This is a genomic window from Streptomyces sp. NPDC003016, assembly GCF_053591455.1.
Map to the genome: position 1 here is coordinate 184,069 of NZ_JBSFTV010000010.1, position 19,076 is coordinate 203,144.

The 19,076-nt window shown below is 72.8% G+C and carries 13 protein-coding genes and 1 riboswitch; of the genes, 6 read left to right on the forward strand and 7 right to left on the reverse strand.

Going from position 1 to position 19,076, the window contains the following annotated elements; all coding sequences use genetic code 11:
* Positions 1 to 1,329: a PP2C family protein-serine/threonine phosphatase gene (locus tag ACWDZ4_RS11535; RefSeq protein ID WP_451508175.1), complete on the forward strand. Its 1,329-nt coding sequence runs from the start codon at positions 1 to 3 to the stop codon at positions 1,327 to 1,329.
* On the opposite strand, the gene ACWDZ4_RS11540 is transcribed toward ACWDZ4_RS11535, so the two are convergent.
* Positions 1,220 to 2,251 (reverse strand): DUF2332 domain-containing protein, encoded by a 1,032-nt coding sequence (locus tag ACWDZ4_RS11540; protein WP_451508176.1) that lies wholly within the window; start codon positions 2,249 to 2,251, stop codon positions 1,220 to 1,222. The genes ACWDZ4_RS11535 and ACWDZ4_RS11540 overlap by 110 nt on opposite strands.
* 257 nt (positions 2,252 to 2,508) lie before the next feature.
* A riboswitch (cyclic di-AMP (ydaO/yuaA leader) is annotated at positions 2,509 to 2,656 on the forward strand.
* An 11-nt stretch (positions 2,657 to 2,667) separates the two neighbouring features.
* Between ACWDZ4_RS11540 and ACWDZ4_RS11545 the strand changes: the two genes are divergently transcribed.
* Positions 2,668 to 3,795, forward strand: coding sequence for a M23 family metallopeptidase (locus ACWDZ4_RS11545; protein ID WP_451508177.1), 1,128 nt, complete (start codon positions 2,668 to 2,670; stop codon positions 3,793 to 3,795).
* Between the two features lie 144 nt (positions 3,796 to 3,939).
* Here ACWDZ4_RS11545 and ACWDZ4_RS11550 read toward each other — a convergent pair whose 3' ends face one another.
* The 4 genes from ACWDZ4_RS11550 to ACWDZ4_RS11565 all read right to left on the reverse strand — a co-directional run bounded on the left by ACWDZ4_RS11550 (position 3,940) and on the right by ACWDZ4_RS11565 (position 9,346).
* The gene (locus ACWDZ4_RS11550) at positions 3,940 to 5,484 is read right to left on the reverse strand and encodes a PrsW family intramembrane metalloprotease (RefSeq protein ID WP_451508178.1); all 1,545 of its coding nucleotides are present in this window, start codon (positions 5,482 to 5,484) and stop codon (positions 3,940 to 3,942) included.
* 109 nt (positions 5,485 to 5,593) lie between these two features.
* Positions 5,594 to 6,388, reverse strand: a complete 795-nt coding sequence (trmB, locus tag ACWDZ4_RS11555; protein ID WP_451508179.1) for a tRNA (guanosine(46)-N7)-methyltransferase TrmB — start codon at positions 6,386 to 6,388, stop codon at positions 5,594 to 5,596.
* Between the two features lie 115 nt (positions 6,389 to 6,503).
* Positions 6,504 to 7,763 (reverse strand): L-2-hydroxyglutarate oxidase, encoded by a 1,260-nt coding sequence (gene lhgO / locus ACWDZ4_RS11560; RefSeq protein WP_451508180.1) that lies wholly within the window; start codon positions 7,761 to 7,763, stop codon positions 6,504 to 6,506.
* Positions 7,764 to 7,909: 146 nt separating this feature from the next.
* Positions 7,910 to 9,346 (reverse strand): MFS transporter, encoded by a 1,437-nt coding sequence (locus ACWDZ4_RS11565; RefSeq protein WP_451508181.1) that lies wholly within the window; start codon positions 9,344 to 9,346, stop codon positions 7,910 to 7,912.
* A gap of 616 nt (positions 9,347 to 9,962) precedes the next feature.
* On the opposite strand from ACWDZ4_RS11565, the gene ACWDZ4_RS11570 reads away from it, so the two are divergent.
* Positions 9,963 to 12,146, forward strand: a complete 2,184-nt coding sequence (locus ACWDZ4_RS11570) for an asparagine synthase-related protein (protein ID WP_451508182.1) — start codon at positions 9,963 to 9,965, stop codon at positions 12,144 to 12,146.
* Positions 12,147 to 12,290: 144 nt separating this feature from the next.
* Here the strand turns inward: ACWDZ4_RS11570 and ACWDZ4_RS11575 are convergent, their stop codons facing one another.
* Positions 12,291 to 13,070, reverse strand: coding sequence for a TetR/AcrR family transcriptional regulator (locus tag ACWDZ4_RS11575; RefSeq protein ID WP_451508183.1), 780 nt, complete (start codon positions 13,068 to 13,070; stop codon positions 12,291 to 12,293).
* Between the two features lie 331 nt (positions 13,071 to 13,401).
* Here ACWDZ4_RS11575 and ACWDZ4_RS11580 point away from each other — a divergent pair, with 331 nt between their 5' ends.
* Together ACWDZ4_RS11580 and ACWDZ4_RS11585 are read left to right on the forward strand one after the other, a co-directional pair.
* Positions 13,402 to 14,742: an NAD(P)/FAD-dependent oxidoreductase gene (locus tag ACWDZ4_RS11580; protein ID WP_451508184.1), complete on the forward strand. Its 1,341-nt coding sequence runs from the start codon at positions 13,402 to 13,404 to the stop codon at positions 14,740 to 14,742.
* Positions 14,743 to 14,905: 163 nt separating this feature from the next.
* Positions 14,906 to 16,606, forward strand: coding sequence for an ATP-binding SpoIIE family protein phosphatase (locus tag ACWDZ4_RS11585; protein ID WP_451508185.1), 1,701 nt, complete (start codon positions 14,906 to 14,908; stop codon positions 16,604 to 16,606).
* A 104-nt stretch (positions 16,607 to 16,710) separates the two neighbouring features.
* On the opposite strand, the gene ACWDZ4_RS11590 is transcribed toward ACWDZ4_RS11585, so the two are convergent.
* Complete coding sequence (locus ACWDZ4_RS11590) at positions 16,711 to 17,991, reverse strand: MFS transporter (RefSeq protein WP_451508199.1); 1,281 nt, start codon at positions 17,989 to 17,991, stop codon at positions 16,711 to 16,713.
* Between the two features lie 137 nt (positions 17,992 to 18,128).
* Between ACWDZ4_RS11590 and ACWDZ4_RS11595 the strand changes: the two genes are divergently transcribed.
* Positions 18,129 to 18,686 carry a MarR family winged helix-turn-helix transcriptional regulator gene (locus tag ACWDZ4_RS11595; RefSeq protein ID WP_451508186.1) on the forward strand — a complete coding sequence of 186 codons (558 nt, stop codon included), beginning with the start codon at positions 18,129 to 18,131 and terminating at the stop codon, positions 18,684 to 18,686.
* The last annotated feature ends 390 nt before the right edge of the window (positions 18,687 to 19,076 follow it).

Genomic DNA, 19,076 nt, shown 5'->3' on the forward strand with positions numbered 1-19,076 from the left:
ATGGCCGTGCGGCGCGGCTACGGCCAGCCTGGGCTGGGCGCGGTACCGTCCGCACGCGGGTGCGGAGCGAGCGGGAGACCACAGGTGGGGAAGCAAGACGGAGCGGGCGTCGGTGCCGTGAGCGCGGCCCGGCACTTCCTCCGGGCCCTGCCGGCGCTGCTGATCGCCGGCGGGATCGTCTTCGACGTCGTCACGCCGCCGCACTTCACCGCGTCGCCGCTCTTCGCCGCCGCCCCGCTGATCGCCGCGCCGTTCTTCTCCCCCCTCAACACGCTCCTGACCGGTGCCGCCGCGATCGGCGCCGTCGTGGGGCTGCATCTCCACAACGGCACCTCGACCGAGGTCGAGTCGGTGACCGAACTGGTCACCATGGTCACCGTCGCCGTCCTCGCGCTGGTCATCAACCGCGTCGTACGCCGCAGCGGGGAGCAGCTCGCCTCCGCCCGCACCATCGCCGAGGCGGCCCAGCGCGCCGTGCTCCCCACGCCGCCCGGCCGGATCGCCGGTCTGCACGTCGCGGCGCGGTACGAGGCAGCGCAGGCGGACGCGTTCATCGGCGGGGACCTCTTCGCCGTACAGGACACACCGGCCGGGGTGCGGCTGGTGGTCGGCGACGTACGCGGGAAGGGGCTCGGCGCGGTGGAGGCGGTGGCCGTCGTCATCGGGGCGTTCCGGGAGGCCGCCGAGCAGGAGAGGTCGCTCGAAGGTGTCGCGCAGCGGCTGGAGCGGGCACTCATGCGGGAGGGCGCGCGGCGGGACGGGCTGGACGCCTTCGAGGGGTTCACGACCGCCGTGCTCGCCGAGATCCCGCGCGGTCAGGGCGTCGTACGGCTGGTCAACCGCGGCCATCCGGAACCGCTCATGCTGTACGCCGACGGGGATCTCACGGAGATCGTGCCGACCGAGGCCGCGCTGCCGCTGGGGATGGGCGAGCTGGCGGCCTGGCCCGACCGGGCCCAGGAATGCGCGTTCCCGCCGGGCGCCACGCTGCTGCTCTTCACGGACGGCCTCTCCGAGGCCAGGAACGCCGCCGGTGTCTTCTACGATCCGCCCGCGCGGCTGCGCGGGCGGATCTTCCCGGGACCCGAGGAGCTGCTGGACGCGATCACCGACGACGTACGGCTGCACACGCACGGGGCCGCCACGGACGACATGGCCCTGCTGGCGGTCGCACGGCCCGCCGAGGGGCAGCCGGACCGCCGTCGGACCGTGAGCCTGGTCAGGCGGGTGGCGGCGCACTCGCCGCACCTGTCGCACCCGCCTCTCCCGTCGCACTCGTCGCACTCGTCGCACCGAACCAGTGCAGACCCTGGCCGTGCGGAGCCGTGAAGGCGACCGCGCGCTCGTCGAGGGCGAGGGTGAGCAGGTGCTCGTCGTCGGGGGCGGGGGCATCGAGCCAGGGCAGCACGGTGTGGTGCTCGTTGGAGATCCAGTGGCCCGGCAGCGCGCGGACGAGCGCGGCGAACTCCTCGCGGCGGGCGAGCGGCAGGTAGGTCAGTACGGCGGTGTGGAAGACGACCAGGGTGGCGTCCGCCGGGGCGTCGGCGGCCAGCGCCGGGAGGTGGTCGACGAGGTCGCCGCGGACGATGCGGGGGCGGGGCGCCGTACGTACGGCCTCGATGGCGGCGAGCTGCTGGCGCGGGCGCTCCGCACGGCCCGGCCAGATCAGCGACTGGAGCCAGCGGACGTCGTCCTCGTCGGTGGGGTCGAGGGGGTCGAGGTCGATGCCGGCGCGCCAGGCGATGTCGGGCAGCGCGGTGGGCAGGGGCACGGGACCCTCCGTACGGCAGTCGAAGGTGACGGGGGAGGAGCCCAGGACGGCGCCGCCGTCGTAGCGGTAGGCGTAGCGGTCGGGGTGGAGGCACAGGCCGGCGGAGGCGCCGACCTCGATGAGGGCGAGGGGCTGCGGGAGCGCGGCGAGGAGGGGCAGCAGGGTGGCGCAGCGGGCGGGCTCGTTGGTCTGGGTGAAGCGGGTCAGCACGACGGCGCGTACGGCGTCCCAGTGGGCCAGGGTCCAGGCGCGGAAGGACACCCACCGCTCGTGGGGGCCGCCGAGGAAACGGACGGCGGCGAGGAGGAGGTTGGGCTGCTGCTTGTTGCCGGGCGGCAGGGCGGCGATGAGGGCGCAGAGCTCCTCGTCCTCGCTGATGCGGGCGGTGAGTTCGGCGTAGCCGGGGGAGACGCCCTGCGCCTGCTGTTCGGAGAACTCGCGGTAGCGGCCGGCCACGGACCGCGTGCTGTTGGCAACCATGGTGACGAAGCTAGTCCGGCGACACTGTGTAGTCGTAAGACGCCCCTGCGCATAACAATTGACGAACCGTCACCACTTCGAGGTTTCGGAATGTCGATCGGGGGCATGGCAACTCGCCCCGCTGTGACCATATGTGTGGCGATTGGTCCGTGCCAATATCGTTAACGATCACCTGGAACGGCTTGGAAAGCGGACCCGGTGTCTATTAACGTTCGATAACGCAGCGCGGTCGTCCCAGTCGTCACAAGAGACGACACCGTGCGCACGCGCCGAATTCCGCAAGGGAACCGGGGAACCACGTTCCTTGGGGTGAATCGGACTCCTTCGTACCTACGAGGAGGCCCGTAGGAGACCTTCCTGCTCCGAACCCGTCAGCTAACCCGGTAGGCGAGAAGGAAGGAAAGGAGCACGCCTCCGTGGCGTCCAACAGGCCTGCCCCCGAAGCACCCCTGCCCTCTTACGGGTACGAGGTACCGAACGTTCCGAACGCCGCCGGGATTCCCGGTGGCGCCGAGGGAACCTGGGGAGAGTGGAACCCCACCGAGGAGTCCATCCGGCCCGTACGCGGCCGTCATCGCGTCGTCAAGCAGCGCGGCGGAATCGGCCGCAGTTCCACCGTTCTCGGTGTCGGCGTCATCGCCGCGGTCGGCGCGGGCGGCATAGCCACCGCGCAGGACAAGCCGGCCGTCTCGATCTCCCTTCCCGACGCGATAGCGGACTCGCTGCCCGACGCCGAGTCCCTTCCCGGCATAGGCTCCTTGATGTCCGACGACGCGGGCTCCGGATCGGGCTCCGGCGTTCAGGCGGGTACGGGCACGGCGGGCGAAACGATCCTGGCGGCCGCCCCGCTCACCACCGCGGGCGTCACCACCGCCGACGCGCGGCAGGGCACCACCGACGCGGGCGAGGCGCTGCGCGCCCGCATCCTCCAGCAGGCCGAGCAGCAGCAGGACGCCGCCGACGCCGAGGCCAAGGTGGCCGCCGAGGCGAAGGCCGCCGAGCAGGCCGCGGCCGAGGCGGCCGAGCAGCAGAGCGCGGCGGAGGCCAAGGCCGAGGAGGAGAAGCGGAAGGCCGAGGAGGAGAAGCGACAGGCGGAGGAAGAGGCCGCGCGCAAGGCCGAGCAGGAGCGGCTCGCCAAGCTGGCCGCCAGCTACTCGCTGCCGACCTCGTCGTACACGCTCACCTCCACCTACGGCCAGTCCGGCTCGATGTGGTCCTCCGGCCAGCACACCGGCCTGGACTTCGCCGCCCCGACGGGTACGCCGGTCAAGGCCGTGCACGGCGGCACCATCACGTCGGCGGGCTGGTCGGGTGCGTACGGCTACCGCATCGTCCTGGAGCTCCCGGACGGCACGGAGGTCTGGTACTGCCACCTCTCCTCGATGACCGCCACCTCCGGGGAGGTCGGAACGGGCGACGTCATCGGCCGCGTGGGCGCCACCGGCAATGTGACGGGAGCGCACCTCCACCTCGAAGTGCACACGCCCGGCGGCGCCGGCGTCGACCCGGCCGCGTGGCTGCGGGACAAGGGCCTCACGGTCTGACGGCCGGCCGGTGGCCCGGACGGCCTGCTGCCCCGGACGGCCCGGTGGTCCGGTGGTCCGGTGGCCTGACGGTATGTCCCGCGGTTCCCCTCAGTCCCCGGCAGTCCTGGCACACACCCCCCGTCGCCAGGGCTGCCGGCTCTGTTACCGCTGCTGCCGGTACGGGTTGTAGACGGCGTGGTCCCGGTGCGGGGCGGGGCGCTGGGGCGGCGGTCCGTACCACGGCGCCGGTGACGGCCGTGGGTGCGGCCGGGACTGCCGCGGGGGCGGTGGCGGGGCCCATGCCCGGCTCGTCGCCCACGCCGCGTACTCCAGCGCCGGTCCGGCCACGTCCCTGCGCTGCCACAGGTGGTGCAGCAGCTCCTGCTCGCGTGCCGCGAAGTCCGGGCCCACCGCGCCGCGGTGGGCCCGGTGGCGCAGGAAGGCCAGGGACGTCGCGAAGACCTCGTACTCGGCGACGGCACGGGCGGCGGCACGGGCGGCGGCCCGGGACGGGGCCCGCCCGCCGGATGCTGCCCGGCTTCCGTACGCACTGCCCCCGTACGCACTGCCCCCGTACGGACCGCTCCCGTGCGGACCGTTTCCGTTTCCGTTTCCGTACGTACCGCTCCCGTACGCGCGCGCCGCCGCGTCCCGTGCCAGCGAACGGGCCCGCATCGAGGCGAGCGTGAACGGCTCGGCCGGCCGCAGCCAGCCGGCGGCGGCGTAGGCGGGCAGCTCGGCGGCGATCGTGCGCAGCTCGCGCTGGCGTGTCCAGATCACCAGCCAGGTCAGCAGCGCGAAGGCGGGGACCATGAAGGCGGCGTACACCGCGTAGAAGCCGTACGTCCCGAAGACCGCGGAACCGTTCCACAGGGCGTGCACGCCCATCGCGAGCACCAGACCGAGCAGCGGCAGCGCGATCCGCCGCCACCGGCCCGGGCGTCGCTGCGGTGCGAGCGCGGCGAGCCCGAAGCCGATGCCCGTCAACACCGTGAACAGCGGGTGCGCGAACGGCGACATCACGATGCGTACGAAGAAGGTCGCCGCGGTCACCGAGGCGAGGCCGTAGGCGCCCGCCTCCTGGTCCTGGCCGAAGGCGGTGCCGAGGTAGAGGATGTTCTCGGTGAAGGCGAAGCCGGTCGCCGTGAAGCCGGCGACGACCACTCCGTCGACGATGCCGGTGAAGTCCCGTCTGCGGAACAGGAAGATCAGCAGTATCGCCACCGCCTTCGCGCTCTCCTCGACGACCGGGGCTATCACCGTCGCGCCCAGGGATTCGGCCCCCGCCGGGTCGGCGGTGGCCGTGGCTATCCAGCGGGTCGCGAAACTGTTCGCGATGATCGCGACGAGGGCCGCGGCGAACGCGCCCCAGGCGAAGGCGAAGGCGAGGTTCCGCCAGGGTTCGGGCTCCACCCGGTCCAGCCAGCGGAACGCGGCGGCCAGCAGCGGCACCGGCAGCACCGCCAGTCCCAGGCCGACCAGGAAGCCCTGGGTGCCGGTCTGGTCGCGGACGATCGCCAGGATCACCAGGGCACAGAGCGCGAGCAGCGTGATCACCGCGCCCGCGCGCACCGCCCTGGTGCGCCACCAGGCGCGGCGCGGCTTGTAGCGCCAGTGCGCAGGCGGCGGTACGGCGGTGAACTGCGGCTGCTGCTCACAGTCCGGGACCGCCGGGTGGTGCCGGGGGTGCGGAGGCGACTCGTACACCCGACGACCCTAACGAGAGGCACTGACAGCCGTGACAGCCGGTGATGCCCAGGAGTTCTGCCTGCTGGCTCTGCCTGCCGGTTCTGCCCACGGGTACTACTTGCGGCTGCTACTTGCGGCGGAACAGCAGGTCGTGCACGACATGGCCCTTGTCGAGCCCTTGTCCCTCGAAGCGGGTGAGCGGCCGGAATCCGGGCCTGGGCGCGTAGCCGCCGTCCGGCACGGTGTTCTCGAAGTCGGGGTGCGCGGTGAGCACTTCCAGCATCTGCTCGGCGTACGGCTCCCAGTCGGTCGCGCAGTGCAGGATCGCGCCGGGCGCGAGGCTGGGCGCGGCGAGGGAGAGGAATTCGGGCTGGATGAGGCGCCGCTTGTGGTGGCGCTTCTTCGGCCACGGGTCGGGGAAGTAGACGCGCAGCCCGGCGAGGGAGGCGGGCGGCAGCATCTCGCGGAGCAGGATGATCGCGTCGCCGTTGGCGACCCGGACGTTGGTGAGACCGGCGCGCTCGGCGAGACCGAGCAGGTTGCCCTGCCCGGGTGTGTGCACGTCGACGGCGAGGATGCCGGTGCCGGGGGCTTCGGCGGCCATCTGCGCGGTGGCTTCGCCCATGCCGAACCCGATCTCCAGCACCACCGGCATTTCGCGGCCGCCGAAGAGCTCGTCGAGGTCGAGGACGCGCTGCCCGTCGATGTCCAGGCCCCACTGGGGCCAGAGCCGCTCCAGTGCCTCGGCCTGCCCCGTGGTCACCCGGCTGCGCCGCGGCTGGAAGCTGCGGATCCGCCGCTCGTGGTGCGACCCGGCGGGGTCGGGCGCGGGACCGCCGGGGAAGCGGGGCTCGCCCTTCGCTCGGTGGAAGGGGGAGACGTGGTGGGCGGCGTCGGGACGGACGCTGGAGGACTCAGACACAATGCCCCGATTCTACGGCGCGACGGGCAGGGGGAAAGCGCCGCAGGCCCCGGAGAACGGGAGGCCCCGGAGGGCGGGAGGCCCCGAAGCGCCGCAGGCCCCGGAGAGTGGCGGCCTACCTCACTCCTTGCGCCCCCTGTGCCCCTAGTGCCCCCTGCGCCCCCAGTGCTCCCAGCGCCCGCCGCGCCACCCGTCTGCCGATCGGGAGCGAGGCGGTGGCCGCCGGGGACGGGGCGTTCAGAACATGGATCATGCGCGGTGTCTCCCGGATCAGGAAGTCGTCGACCAGTGTTCCGTCCCGCAGCACCGCCTGCGCCCGTACCCCCGCCGGCGCCACCCGAAGATCCGCCTCCGTGACCTCCGGCAGCAGCCGCCGCACCGCCTCCGTGAAGGCGCGCTTCGACACCGAGCGGTGCAGTTCGCCCGCGCCGTACCGCCAGTGGCGCCGCGCTATCCGCCAGGAGCCCGGCCAGCCGAGCGTCCCGGCCAGCTCGCGCGGCCGTATCACCGACCAGGTGTACCCCTCCCGGGCCAGCGCCGGCACCGCGTTCGGGCCGACGTGCACGCCGCCGTCGATGCCCCGTGTCAGGTGCACCCCCAGGAAGGGGAACGCCGGATCCGGCACCGGATAGACCAGGCCGCGCACCAGCTCCGGCCGGGCCAGCTCGTAGTACTCGCCCCGGAACGGGACGATCCGTACACCCGGGTCGTCACCCGCCAGCCGCGCCACCCGGTCGCAGTGCAGCCCCGCGCAGTTCACCAGGACCCGCGCCCGCACCACCGCCCCGTCCGCCGTACGCACGGCGACACCCCAGGGGCGCCGGTCGACGACGGCCACCTCCGCGCCGTACCGGATCTCCGCGCCCGACGTGCCCAGGCTCTCCGCGAGCTGCGCCGCGACCGCCCCGTAGTCGCACACGCCGGTCGTGGCCACCTGGATCGCGGCCAGGCCCCGTATCTTCGGCTCGTACTCCGCTATCTGGGCGGGACCGAGCTCCCGCACCGGAATGCCGTTCTCCCGGCCGCGCTGCACCAGGGCGTGCAGCCGCGGCAGCTCCGCCCGCTCCGTCGCGACGATGAGCTTGCCGGTGACCTCGTGCGCGATGCCGTACTCCGCGCAGAACTTGACCATCTCGGCCGCGCCCCGCACCGCGTACCGGGCCTTGAGCGAGCCCGGCCGGTAGTAGATGCCGCTGTGGATGACGCCGCTGTTGCGCCCGGTCTGGTGCAGGGCGGGACCCTGCTCCTTCTCCAGCACCGTCACGCGCGTGCCCGGCGCGGCGCGCGTGACGGCGTACGCCGCCGAGAGGCCGACGATTCCCGCACCGATCACCAGCACGTCGCAGTCGTAACGGCCATAGCGGTCGTACGGCATCGCTTCACCTCCCACCACGGCCGTGTCGGGGTCCGTGTCCTCCCGGAGAGCGCCCCGGACTCCCGATGATGCACTGACCCACTGACAACGCCTTCAAACCACCGCCAGGGCCGCCCCTTCCCCCTGCGGCTGCCCCTGCCCCTGCCCTACGCCGGTGCCACCAGCAACGGCCGTGCCCGCTCGCGCAGCTCCGCGACCCGCGGCTCGTCACCGTACGGCTCCAGCCGGTGCAGCAGGTCCCGTACGTACTCGGTCGTCCGCGCCGACGAGATCCGCCCCGCGACCTCCACCGCCCGCGTACCCGCCGCGCACGCCGCGTCCAGGTTCCCCGACTCCAGTTCGGCGACGGCCGACACCACCAGGCGCAGGCCGTGCGAGCGTACGAACTCCTCCGTCGGCCGCGACAGCGCCTGTTCTGTGAACCGCCGTACCTGCCGGGGCGCCTTCAGATCGCGGTAGCACTCCGCCGCGTCGGCCGCGAACCTGTCGTACGAGTAGAAGCCCAGCCAGGACGGGTCCGGATCACCCTCCCGCGCCCGCTCCAGCCACCCCTCCGCCGCCTTCAGCGCGGCCCCCGCCGCCTGCGCGTCGCCCGCCTTCGCGTGCGCCCGCGCCTCCACGAGCCGGAAGAAGCTCATGGTGCGGGCGGTCGCCAGGCCCCGGTTCCGCTCCAGGGCGGCCTGCGCGAGGTCCACGCCCTCGTCGGCGAAGCCCCGGTAGGTCGCCTGGAGCGACATCGACGCCAGGACGTACCCGCCCAGCGGCACGTCGGCCGCCGCGCGGGCGAGCCTCAGCGCCTGGATGTAGTACCGCTGGGCGGCCTCCTGCTGTCCGGTGTCGAAGGCCATCCACCCGGCCAGCCTGGTCAGTTCGGACGTGGCACCGAAGAGCGAGCGACCGACGTCGTCGCTGTACGAGCCGAGGAGCAGCGGCGCCGCGTCCACCCGTAAGCACTCCGGGACCATCGACGAACGCCAGTCCCCGCCGCCGTACTTGGAGTCCCAGCGCCGCGCGTCCTCCGCCGCCTCCCGCAGCTTGGCCACGTCCGCGTGCCCCACCCGCAGCGGCGTCGCGTCGGCCGCCGGCTCGCCGGGCGGCGCCGCCGCGGAGTCCCGCGCGACCGACGAGTCGGCGGGTGTTATCAGCCACCGGGACGCGGGCGTGGCGTACGCGCTCACCGCGAACGAACCGGCCAGGGACTGCCAGATGCCGCCGCCCGCCCGCCTGCCCGCCAGATCCAGCCGGTACAGCTCGGTCGCCGACCGCACCGCCGCCGACACGTCGCGCGGAAAGGCCAGGCCGACCTCCGGCGCCGGATCGGCGTCCGCCAGGCCGATCTCGTGCAGCGGCACGGGGCGGCCGAGCTTGGCGCCGATGGCGGCGGCGATCAGGTGGGGCGCGGCGCCCTGCGGCACCATGCCCTTGGACACCCACCTGGCCACCGACGTCTTGTCGTAACGAAGTGTCAGGCCGCGTTGCGACCCGAGATCATTGACCCGCCTCGCCAGGCCGGCGTTGCTGATTCCCGCGAGGGCGAGAACCGTGCCGAGCTTTTCGTTCGGCCCGCGTTGCTCCCTGGACATGCGCCACCCCTCGACACAGACGGCCGTCCGCCGGGACATTCCCGGCCTTACTGCCCGCACGAGCGCGCGGCCAGCCCAGCCGGAATATGCGGCCCGCGCAGGACATCAGTGAACCCAGCGTAGTTCTCCGCATCCCGACCGTTAAGGGGCGGTGTTCCGTATGGCGAGATTCGTGTAGTTACACGAATGCCCGTGCCCCGCCCCGTGCTCCGTGCGTGTGGCCGTGCGCCCGCCCGTGCGCTCTCGTCGGGTCCGTGCCGGGCCCGCTTCCATGGGAGTCGCGTGGGTCGGCCCGCTGCACTGGATCCAGCGGGCTGGGGGACACCGCCGCCTTCATCCCCGCGGGTGGCGGACCGGTCCGGGAGGCGAACCATGCCTCCCGGACCGTGCGTTCACCCGTGGCTTCGCCGCGCCCGCAGAATGGCCGAATGGCGCCTGTCGCCCAAACCGGCCGAAGTCCTGGGCGCAGCGGGCGCATTGTCTTGCCCGCACGCCTTCCGCAGCCCCTCTCGTACGCCGTTGTCGTGGCAGCATGGTCCCGAAGCCGCTTCTCGCAGTGTTCCTCGAAGCTGCTTCGGTACGTGCGTTTGGTTGTCCACGGCCTGTGGAGGCGGCGATGCGGTGGTTGGTGGGGTGGAGCAGTGTCGCCGCCAGCTTCGGGACGGTGGGCGCGGTCGGCACGGCCGGCGCCGCCCGCTCCTCCGGTTCTCCCGGCTCCTCCGCATCTTCCGGCCCCGCCGCCTTCTCCGACCACGAATCCCTCACCGTGCACCCGGTCGGCGCCCAGCTGCTGTGGGGCGACCCCGACCCCCTGTGGGCCGTCGGCGACTGGCGCCCCGACGAGGTCCGCACCCTCAGCGTCGACGCCTTCACCCGGATCGCCGTCCTCGGCTGCTGCGGCGCGTCCGACGAAGAACTGCGCGTCGGCCTCTTCGCGGCGCGCGGTGGCGCACTGCGGCACCTGACCGCGTGGTCCGGCAGTTACACCGCCGTCGTCCAGGCCGGCCGCCGCGTCACCGTGGTCGGTGACCTGGCAGGTGCCCGCCCCGTCTTCTACACGCCCTGGGCCAATGGCACGGCGTACGCCACCGCCGCGCTCCCGCTCGCCGACCTCATCGAGGCACAGCTCGACATCGGCCACCTCGCGGCGCTGCTCGCCTGCCCCGACGTCCCCGAGGCGCTGCGCGACGGCACGCCGTACGCGGGCGTACGGCGCATCCCGCCGGGGCACGCCCTCGTCCTGCGCGAGGGCTCGCGCGAGATCACCGGCTACGAACCGGTGGCCTCCCTCGCCGTCGCCGCGCCCCAGCTCGACCCGGAGCGCGCGGTCGACGACGTACGCGACGCCCTGGTCGAAGCGGTACGGGCCAGACTCACCGCGCCGCGCCACGCCCCCGAGACCCTGCCGCCCGACCCCGGGCCCGTCCCCGGCATGGGCCCCGCCGAGCGCCGGGCCGCCCGCGGCGCGCCCGTCCCCGGCATCGGCGCCGACCTCTCCGGCGGCAGCGCCTCCGCCACCCTCGCCCTGCTCGCCGCGGGCCTGCCGGGGCTGCCCGGCACCCTCCTGGGCCACGGCACGGGAGCGGGGGAGCGGCTGCTCGCCGTCACCTTCAACGACTTGACCGCCGAAGGCCGGGGGAACAAGGCGGAGTTGGAGCGGGCCGGCGCCATCGCCGCCAACCCCCGCCTGCACCACGTGGTCGTCGCCGCCGGTGAAGAGGCCCTTCCGTACGCCGATCTGGGCAGCGGCCCGCTCACCGACGAACCGGGCCCGTCCCTGGTCACCGCCGAGCGCCACCGCCGCCGTCTCGCCGCGGGCAGCGCCGACCACTTCACGGGCCATGGAGCCCGTCAGGTCCTCGACGCCCACCCGGCCCGCCTCGCCGACCTGCTCATGGACCGCAGGCGGCGCGACCTGCTGCGCCCCGTCACCGCGCTGGCCAGGGTCGAGGGACCCTCCGCCCACTCGCTCTTCGTCCCGCTGACCGTCTACCGCGCCGCCCGCCGCCTCGCCCGTACGCCGTACCGCGCGGGCATCGAGGAGACGGCGGGCCGCCTCATGGAGCGCCGCTTCGACGAACCGGGCACCAGGGGCGGGGGCAACGGCGGCGAGGGCAGCGCGCTGGACGCCTCGCTGGCCGCCCTCGCCTGGAGCAGGCCGGGACCGGCCGCACGCTGGCTGACGGGTGAGGCGCTGGCTGAAGTATCGGTTCGTCTCCAGGGGGCGGCGACCAGGCCCACGTCCGTGCAGCGCCCCGGCGAGGCCCGCGCGCGGGCCGCCCTGGCCCGCGCCGCCGCCGACCACCGGGTCTTCGAGCAGGCCGCGGAGGTCCGCAGCCAGCGGCTGCACGCGCCCTTCCTCGACAACCAGGTCGTACGGGCGTCCCGCGGCCTCCCCGAAGCCCTGCGCGTCCAGCCGGGCGCGCGCGCCGCGATCCTGCGCACGGTCCTGTCCGGTGCGGGGATCAAGGACCTGCCGCCCGGCTGGGGCGCCACGTCCCACGCCTCTTCGGCGGCGGCCGCCCGCGCCGGTCTGCGCGCTGCCGTCGGCGACCTGATCGCGCTCTTCGACGCGCCACTGCTGGCCGACGCGGGTCTGATCGAGGCCCGCGTCGTACGCAAGGCCCTGCGCGCGGCGGCCGAGGGCGAACCCGTACCGCTCGACGGGATCGCCGACCTGGTCTCCACGGAGCTGTGGCTGCGCCGCCTGGTGTCGCGCCGGGGCACGTGCTGGACGGGCACGGCGGCCCCCCGCCAGCGCGCGGTGGCCGGCGGAGTCCCACCGCGCCGCGCACTCTGACCGGAGAACCGCCCGCCCGGACCCGTGGACCCACGCCCCCGCATCTGTACGGGCACCCCCGCATCTGTACGGGCACCCCCGCATCTGTACGGGCACCCCCGCATCTGTACGGGCATCCCCGCACCTACGCCGACGCCGACGCACCTACACGGGCCTGGACCGCAGACCTTCCAGCAGGATGTCCAGCAGCCGGGCGGAAGCCGCCGCCTGCTGCGCCGCGTCCGGCAGCGAAGGCGCCGCCGTGGCGATCACCAGCAGTACGTCGGCCACCGTCACATCGCCGCGCAGCTCACCGGCCGCACGCGCCCGGTCCACCAGCCGCCCCACGACCTCCAGCAGCGCCGCGGCACCCGCGTCGTCACTCCCCAGGCCGTCCGTCCCGGCACCATCGGCGCCCGTGGGCCGCGGCTCGACCAGCCGCAGGTCCGGCGCCGCCGACCCCACGGCCTGCCGCTGCTGCGGCACCCGCGCCTCGTCCTGCACCAGCGGCGACTCGCCGCCGTCCTCACCCTCCACGCCCACCCGCAGCACCTGCGGCGGCAGCAGCCGGCCTGCGCCGGACGCCACCGAAGTGCGCAGGAAGCGGGAGAGAGCCGACCACGGCTCGTCCTCCTGCCCCAAGGCCGTACGCGCCTGATCGGTCAGCCGGGAGGTCTCCTCCTCGGCTATGCGGCGCACCAGTACGTCCTTGCTCGGGAAGCGGCGGTACACCGTCCCCACCCCGACCCTGGCCCGTCGCGCGACGTCTTCCATCGGCGCCCCGTAGCCCAGCTCGCCGAACACCTCGCGAGCGGCCCGCAGCACATGCTCAAGATTGCGCTGTGCGTCCACACGCAGGGGCGCGGAACGAGATCCTCCAGACCCCGTGCGCCCGGTGCCGTCGGATGTGACGGCAGCTTGCCAATGAGAGTTTTGAATGTGCATCAGCGTTCCCCCGGTAATGATGTCTCCCCCCGGAGACTCCCCGCCCTGACAGTCGGCCGGGACCGCGGACCCGGCCGCCCCGACGAGATACGAACATAGTTGAGCGCGCGTAGATTCAGAAGGGGGTAGTTCCGCCCGGAGCGCCCGCCCGATCGGAGTATGGGAGAAAACCTTCCCGTTCCGGTCGCTGCCCGAGCCCCACCCGCACCCCCTGACCTGCGCACCTTCCGCATCACAGCGGAATTGCCGCACCTCACGGAGCACATGACCTGCGGTCACACAATTTGCCGGGCCTGTGGACAAACTCCCGAGGCCGTTGCGTCATGGGACAGTGACAGAACCTGCGCGCATTCTCGTTGTCGGCGGCGGCTACGTCGGGATGTACACCGCGCTGCACCTCCAGCGGAAGCTGAGGAGCGGCGAGGCCGAGGTCGTCGTGGTGACCCCCGACCCCTACATGACCTACCAACCGTTCCTGCCCGAAGCGGCGGCCGGCTCCATCTCCCCGCGCCACGTCGTGGTCCCGCTCCGCCGCGTCCTGGGCAAGTGCAAGATCGTCATCGGCGAGGCGAAATCGATCGACCACGCCAAGCGCACCGCGACCGTCACCACCCTCGCCACCGAGGAGGAGGGCACCGGCGCCGTCGAGATCACGTACGACGAACTCGTCCTCGCGCCCGGCTCCGTCTCCCGCACCCTCCCGATCCCCGGCCTCGCCGACTACGGCATCGGCTTCAAGACCGTCGAAGAGGCCATCGGCCTGCGCAACCACGTCATCGAGCAGATGGACATCGCGTCCACCACCCGTGACCCGGCCGTCCGCGACGCCGCCCTCACCTTCGTCTTCGTCGGCGGCGGATACGCGGGCGTGGAAGCACTGGGCGAGCTGGAGGACATGGCCCGTTACGCCGCCCGCTACTACCACAACGTCAAGCCCGCGGACATGAAGTGGATCCTCGTCGAGGCCTCCGGGCGGATCCTCCCCGAGGTCGGCGAGGAGATGGGCAAGTACGCGATCCGCGAACTGCGCGGCCGCAACATCGACGTACGCCTGGAGACCCGCCTCGACTCCTGCGCGGACCGCGTCGCCGTCCTCAGCGACGGCTCCCGTTTCCCCACCCGCACCGTCGTGTGGACCGCCGGCGTCAAGCCGCACCCCGTCCTCGCCGCGAGCGACCTGCCGCTGAACGAACGCGGCCGCCTCACCGCCACCGCCGGACTCACGGTCGAAGGAACCGAACACGCCTGGACGGCCGGGGACGCCGCCGCCGTCCCCGACCTCACCGCGCCCGAGAAGGGCAAGGAGTGCGCGCCCAACGCCCAGCACGCCGTACGCCAGGCCAAGGTCCTCGCCGAGAACATCCTGGCCTCGCTGCGCGGCGAACCGCTGAAGGACTACGAGCACAAGTACGTCGGTTCCGTCGCCTCGCTCGGTCTCCACAGGGGTGTCGCGCACGTCTACGGCCGCAAGCTGAAGGGCTATCCGGCCTGGCTGATGCACCGCGCCTACCACCTCAGCCGGGTGCCGACCTTCAACCGCAAGGCCAGGGTCCTCGCCGAATGGACACTCGCCGGGCTCTTCAAGCGCGAGATCGTTTCGCTCGGCTCGCTGGAACACCCGCGAGCCGAATTCGAACTGGCGGCGGGCGGCAAGCCGCCCAAGACCAAGTGACGGCTGTCAGTGCGGTCGGTCACACTGGACGTGTGACCATAGGTGGGCCCACATCTGCACAGAGTGACCCGCCGTAACGCCACAGCAGCTCCCGGCACCCCCGGCGACCACGGCGTCAGCAACGCACCACCCCGTACCGCGACACCATGAGGCTTGAAAGTCAGTGAACTTCACGCGCTGGAGCGCCCGTCTCCCCGGAACGCAGCGCCGCGCCGCAGCGCGGACCGACCGCGGTTCCGTCCCGGTGGCCCGCGGTGAGTACGGCCGGCAGTCCGAGCAGGCGCCAGACGGGCCCGACAGGTCCGACGCGCCCGACGGCGCCCCGCCGTACTCCCTGGCGGACCTCTCCGTCCGCGAGGTCCTCGGCCGGCTCCCCGCCCTCGTCGCCCTGGTGTACGGCCCCGAGCACCGCGTCGCGTACGTCAACGACGCCTACGCCGCGGCCTTCGGCCCCCGCGAGACCGGCGCCCCCGCCGCCGTGGCCCTGCCCGAGCTGGACGAGCTCGGCCTGCTCCCGCTCATGGACCAGGTCCTGCGCGGCGGAACACCCCGTACGGTCAAGTCCCGCAAGGTGTCCAAGGGCGGCTCGTACACCATCACCTGCACGCCGATCGAGGTCCCGGGCGCTACTGCGGACGGACACGGAGCAGCCGGACACGGAGCCAAAGAGGGCGGCGTCCTCGTCTTCGCCGCCGACGTCACCGACCACGCGGAGGCCGCCGAGCGCCTGCGCGCCAGCGAACGCCGCCTGCGCGAGACGGCCGTGACCCTCCAGCGCTCGCTCCTCCCCCAGGAGCTGGAGCAGCCCGACGACCTGCGCATCGCCGCCACGTACCAGCCGGGCGGTACGGACGCGGCGGTCGGCGGCGACTGGTACGACGTGATCACCCTCGGCGCGGGCCGTACGGCCCTGGTCATCGGCGACGTCATGGGCCGCGGGGTGCGCGCCGCCGCCGTCATGGGCCAGCTCCGCACGGCGGTCCGCGCGTACGCCCGCCTCGACCTGCCGCCCCACGAGGTCCTGCAACTCCTGGACGGCCTGGCCGCCGAGATCGACGCCAACCAGATCGCGACGTGCGCGTACGCCGTCCACGATCCCAACGAGGGCCACCTCGTCTACGCGTCGGCGGGCCACCTCCCCATCCTCGTCCGCGACGAGGACGGCACGGTCCGCCGCGCCGAGGACCACACGGGCCCCCCGCTCGGCACCGGCGGCTGGATGCACACCTCGGGCACGATCGCCCTCCCGCCGGGCTCCACGGCCGTCCTCTATACGGACGGCCTCGTCGAGCGCCGCCGCGAGGACATCGACGAGGGCGTCGCCGCCCTGGAGCGCGCCCTGTCCGGCGCCACCGGCACGCCCCAGGTCGTCTGCGACCGCCTGATCCGCGCGCTGGGCGTCACCGCCGAGCACGACGACGACGTGGCGGTACTGGTCCTCCAGCACCCCACCCGCACGGGCTCGGACGCGGAGCTCTTCCACAACGCCGCACTGGACCTGCTCGGCGGCATAGAGGCGGCCCCCCGTGCCCGCGCCTTCGCCACCGGAGTCCTCGCCTCCTGGCGCTTCCCGGTGGAGCTGTGCGACCTGGGCGTACTGGCCGTGAGCGAGCTCGTCGCGAACTCCCTCCAGCACGGCACGCCCCCCATGCGCCTGCGCCTGCGCCGCACGGACCGCCGCCTGATCATCGAGGTGACGGACGGCGACGACCACCTGCCGCGCCGCCGCCGCGCCGAACCGGTGGACGAAGCGGGCCGCGGCATCTCGATCGTCGCGACGATCGCCTCGTCCTGGGGCAGCCGCCGTACGCCGGGCGGCGGCAAAGCGGTCTGGTGCGAATTCGCCCTCCCGACCCCGCCCTGACCCGCCGGGACTCCGCTCCGGGCCCGAAAGGGAACGGAGCGGGGGCGGAAGGCAGGGAAAGAAACCCCCGCCTTCCGCCCCTACGTCCCTGCTCCCTGCGCTCACTACTCGGCCGCGGCGAGGTCCTTCACCGGTACGCCCGAAGCCACGACCCGCGACCTGGCCGGCAGCGGCCGGTCCTGCACCGCCGTCAGCTGCCTGCCGAGCCGCAGCGCCAGCACGCTGATGCCCAGCGAGAAGACGACGAAGGTGAGGATGTACGGCGTGTGCAGCGACGCGCCCATCGGCCCGCCCACCGCGGGCCCGACAGCCAGGGCAAGCTGCTTGACCAGCGCGAAGGCCGAGTTGTACTGCCCGACCATCGACTCCGGCGCCAGGTCCGCGACCAGCGGCGCGACGGTCGGCGACAGCATCGCCTCACCGAGCCCGAACAGTGCGTACGTCGAGATGAAAGCGGCCGTGGCCATCGTCTGACTGCCGTGCCCGAGACCGGCGTAACCCGCCACGATCCACGCGACGGTCCAGATCAGCCCGACCAGAGCGATGACGCGCGACCGCCGCCGCCGCTCGACCAGTCGCAACACCACGAACTGCGCGATGACGATGACAGCGGTGTTGGCCGCGAGCGCGATCCCGAGCGTGGACGGCTCGATCCCCGCAGCCTCGGTCCCGTACGCGGCAAGCCCGGACTCGAACTGCCCGTAACAGGCGAAGAACAGCACGAACCCGAGTCCGCACAGCTGCACCATCGCCCGGTGCCTGAGCAGCGCCCGCAGTCCGCCCCGGGAACCGGAGTCGCCTTGCGGCACGGCGCCGGGAATGACGGCCGAGCGCGGCAGCCGGACGCTCGCGCCGATCCCCGCCAGCACCAGGAACATCACGGCCTCGATGCTGAAGAGCAGCAGGAAGCTGTCGGGCCGGCTCTCGTCGACGAGCTGGCCGCCGATGAGACCGCCGATGCCCAGACCCAGGTTCGCGAGGAAGAACTGCATGGCGAACGCCCGCGTACGGGTGGCGGGCGTCGAGCACCACACGATCATCGTGGCGAGCGCCGGCTGCACGACCGCCGTACCCGCGCCGAGCAGCGCGGCGGACAGCAGAACCATCGGCACGCTGCTCGCGAGCCCCATGCACAGAGCGCCGACGGCGGCACTGACCGCACCGCCGACCAGTACGGGCAGCGGTCCGCGCCGGTCGATGACCCGCCCGGTGAAGGGCAGGACGACGAGTGCGGCCACAGCAAAGACGGCGAGCACCACACCTGCTGTACTCGCGCCCAGATCCCGCACCTGCGCGACGTACACATACAGATACGGAACGGTGAACCCGATACCGAACGCACTCAGCGCGTTCCCCATCTGGATCCGGCGCATCGCGGCGCCCATTGCCCTGGTCACACTCACCTGCCTCAAGGTTCGAAAGAGAAGAGCTGAAGCCTGAAGACTTCAAAGGTAAAGTTAGAACCTCAACAGTACACATCGAAGGACTTAATCGCCAACGACTCCGTGCCATACTGCGCGGCATGCCTGAGACCCAAGAGCCGCCCGGCCCCCAGGAGCCGAGCCTCGACGAACAGATCGCCGCCTATCAGCGTGAGTACGGCGACCTGGACCCGCAGGTGGAGAAGGTCGTCTCGGCCCTGGGCCGCCTCAACCGCCGCATGAACGTCGCGTACGGCCGCCAGATCGCCGCACTCGGCATCAGCAACACGGAGTGGGAAGTGCTCAAGACCCTCGTGGTCTCCGGCGCTCCCTACCGCCTGGGCCCCGGCGAGCTCGCGAAGCGCCTCGGCCTCACCCCGGCCGCCATGACCCACCGCATCGACCGGATGGCGGCGGACGGCCTGGTGACCCGGGACCGCGACGAGAACAACCGCGTGCGCGTGATCGTGGAGCTCACCGACGAGGGCCGCGCCAAGTGGCTCCAAGCGATGCGGATGGCGTCGAGCTTCGAGGAGGACCTCCTCCAGGACCTCACCGCCGACGAGCGGGGTTCACTCGGCGAGATGCTGATCCGCCTGCTGCGCAGGGTCGAGGACGCCCAGCCGGACGCCGGCGGTCGCCTGAAGGACCTGGACTGACGCCCGTACCGGCGGCCCACCGGCGGGGGTTGACGCGGCCGCCGCCGGTCCGTAAGGTACTGCGAGTTGTCGCGGGGCCGGAACGGTTCTGCGGCGGTCACTCGCCGCGAAAGCGGCACCCCCAAACTCTGCGCGATCTCCTCCTCGGAGAGAATTCCGGCATGCCGGAATTCATTCGACAGGCTCGGTTATGAGCCGCCCGGGAAATCCGCTAGAGTTTGAGACGTCGGAACGGCCCAGCGGCCGGAAAGGCAAACCCCGCCGGCCGGGGATCGGGTCCGAAAGGATCTGGTAGAGTCGGAGTCGCCGGAAAGGGAAACGCGGAAGCGGAGAACCGGAAGGCGCCGGCGAAGTCGGGCGGTAAAGCGTCTGGTAGAGTCGGGAACACGA

Bases quoted from the DNA above. Each gene is read 5' to 3' on its own strand.
- ACWDZ4_RS11535 (WP_451508175.1), top strand. From the start codon at position 1: ATGGCCGTGCGGCGCGGCTACGGCCAGCCTGGGCTGGGCGCGGTACCG.
- ACWDZ4_RS11540 (WP_451508176.1), bottom strand. From the start codon at position 2,251: ATGGTTGCCAACAGCACGCGGTCCGTGGCCGGCCGCTACCGCGAGTTC.
- lhgO (WP_451508180.1), bottom strand. From the start codon at position 7,763: ATGCCGTACGACCGCTATGGCCGTTACGACTGCGACGTGCTGGTGATC.
- ACWDZ4_RS11565 (WP_451508181.1), bottom strand. From the start codon at position 9,346: ATGTCCAGGGAGCAACGCGGGCCGAACGAAAAGCTCGGCACGGTTCTC.
- ACWDZ4_RS11570 (WP_451508182.1), top strand. From the start codon at position 9,963: ATGCGGTGGTTGGTGGGGTGGAGCAGTGTCGCCGCCAGCTTCGGGACG.
- ACWDZ4_RS11575 (WP_451508183.1), bottom strand. From the start codon at position 13,070: ATGCACATTCAAAACTCTCATTGGCAAGCTGCCGTCACATCCGACGGC.
- ACWDZ4_RS11590 (WP_451508199.1), bottom strand. From the start codon at position 17,991: ATGGGCGCCGCGATGCGCCGGATCCAGATGGGGAACGCGCTGAGTGCG.
- ACWDZ4_RS11595 (WP_451508186.1), top strand. From the start codon at position 18,129: ATGCCTGAGACCCAAGAGCCGCCCGGCCCCCAGGAGCCGAGCCTCGAC.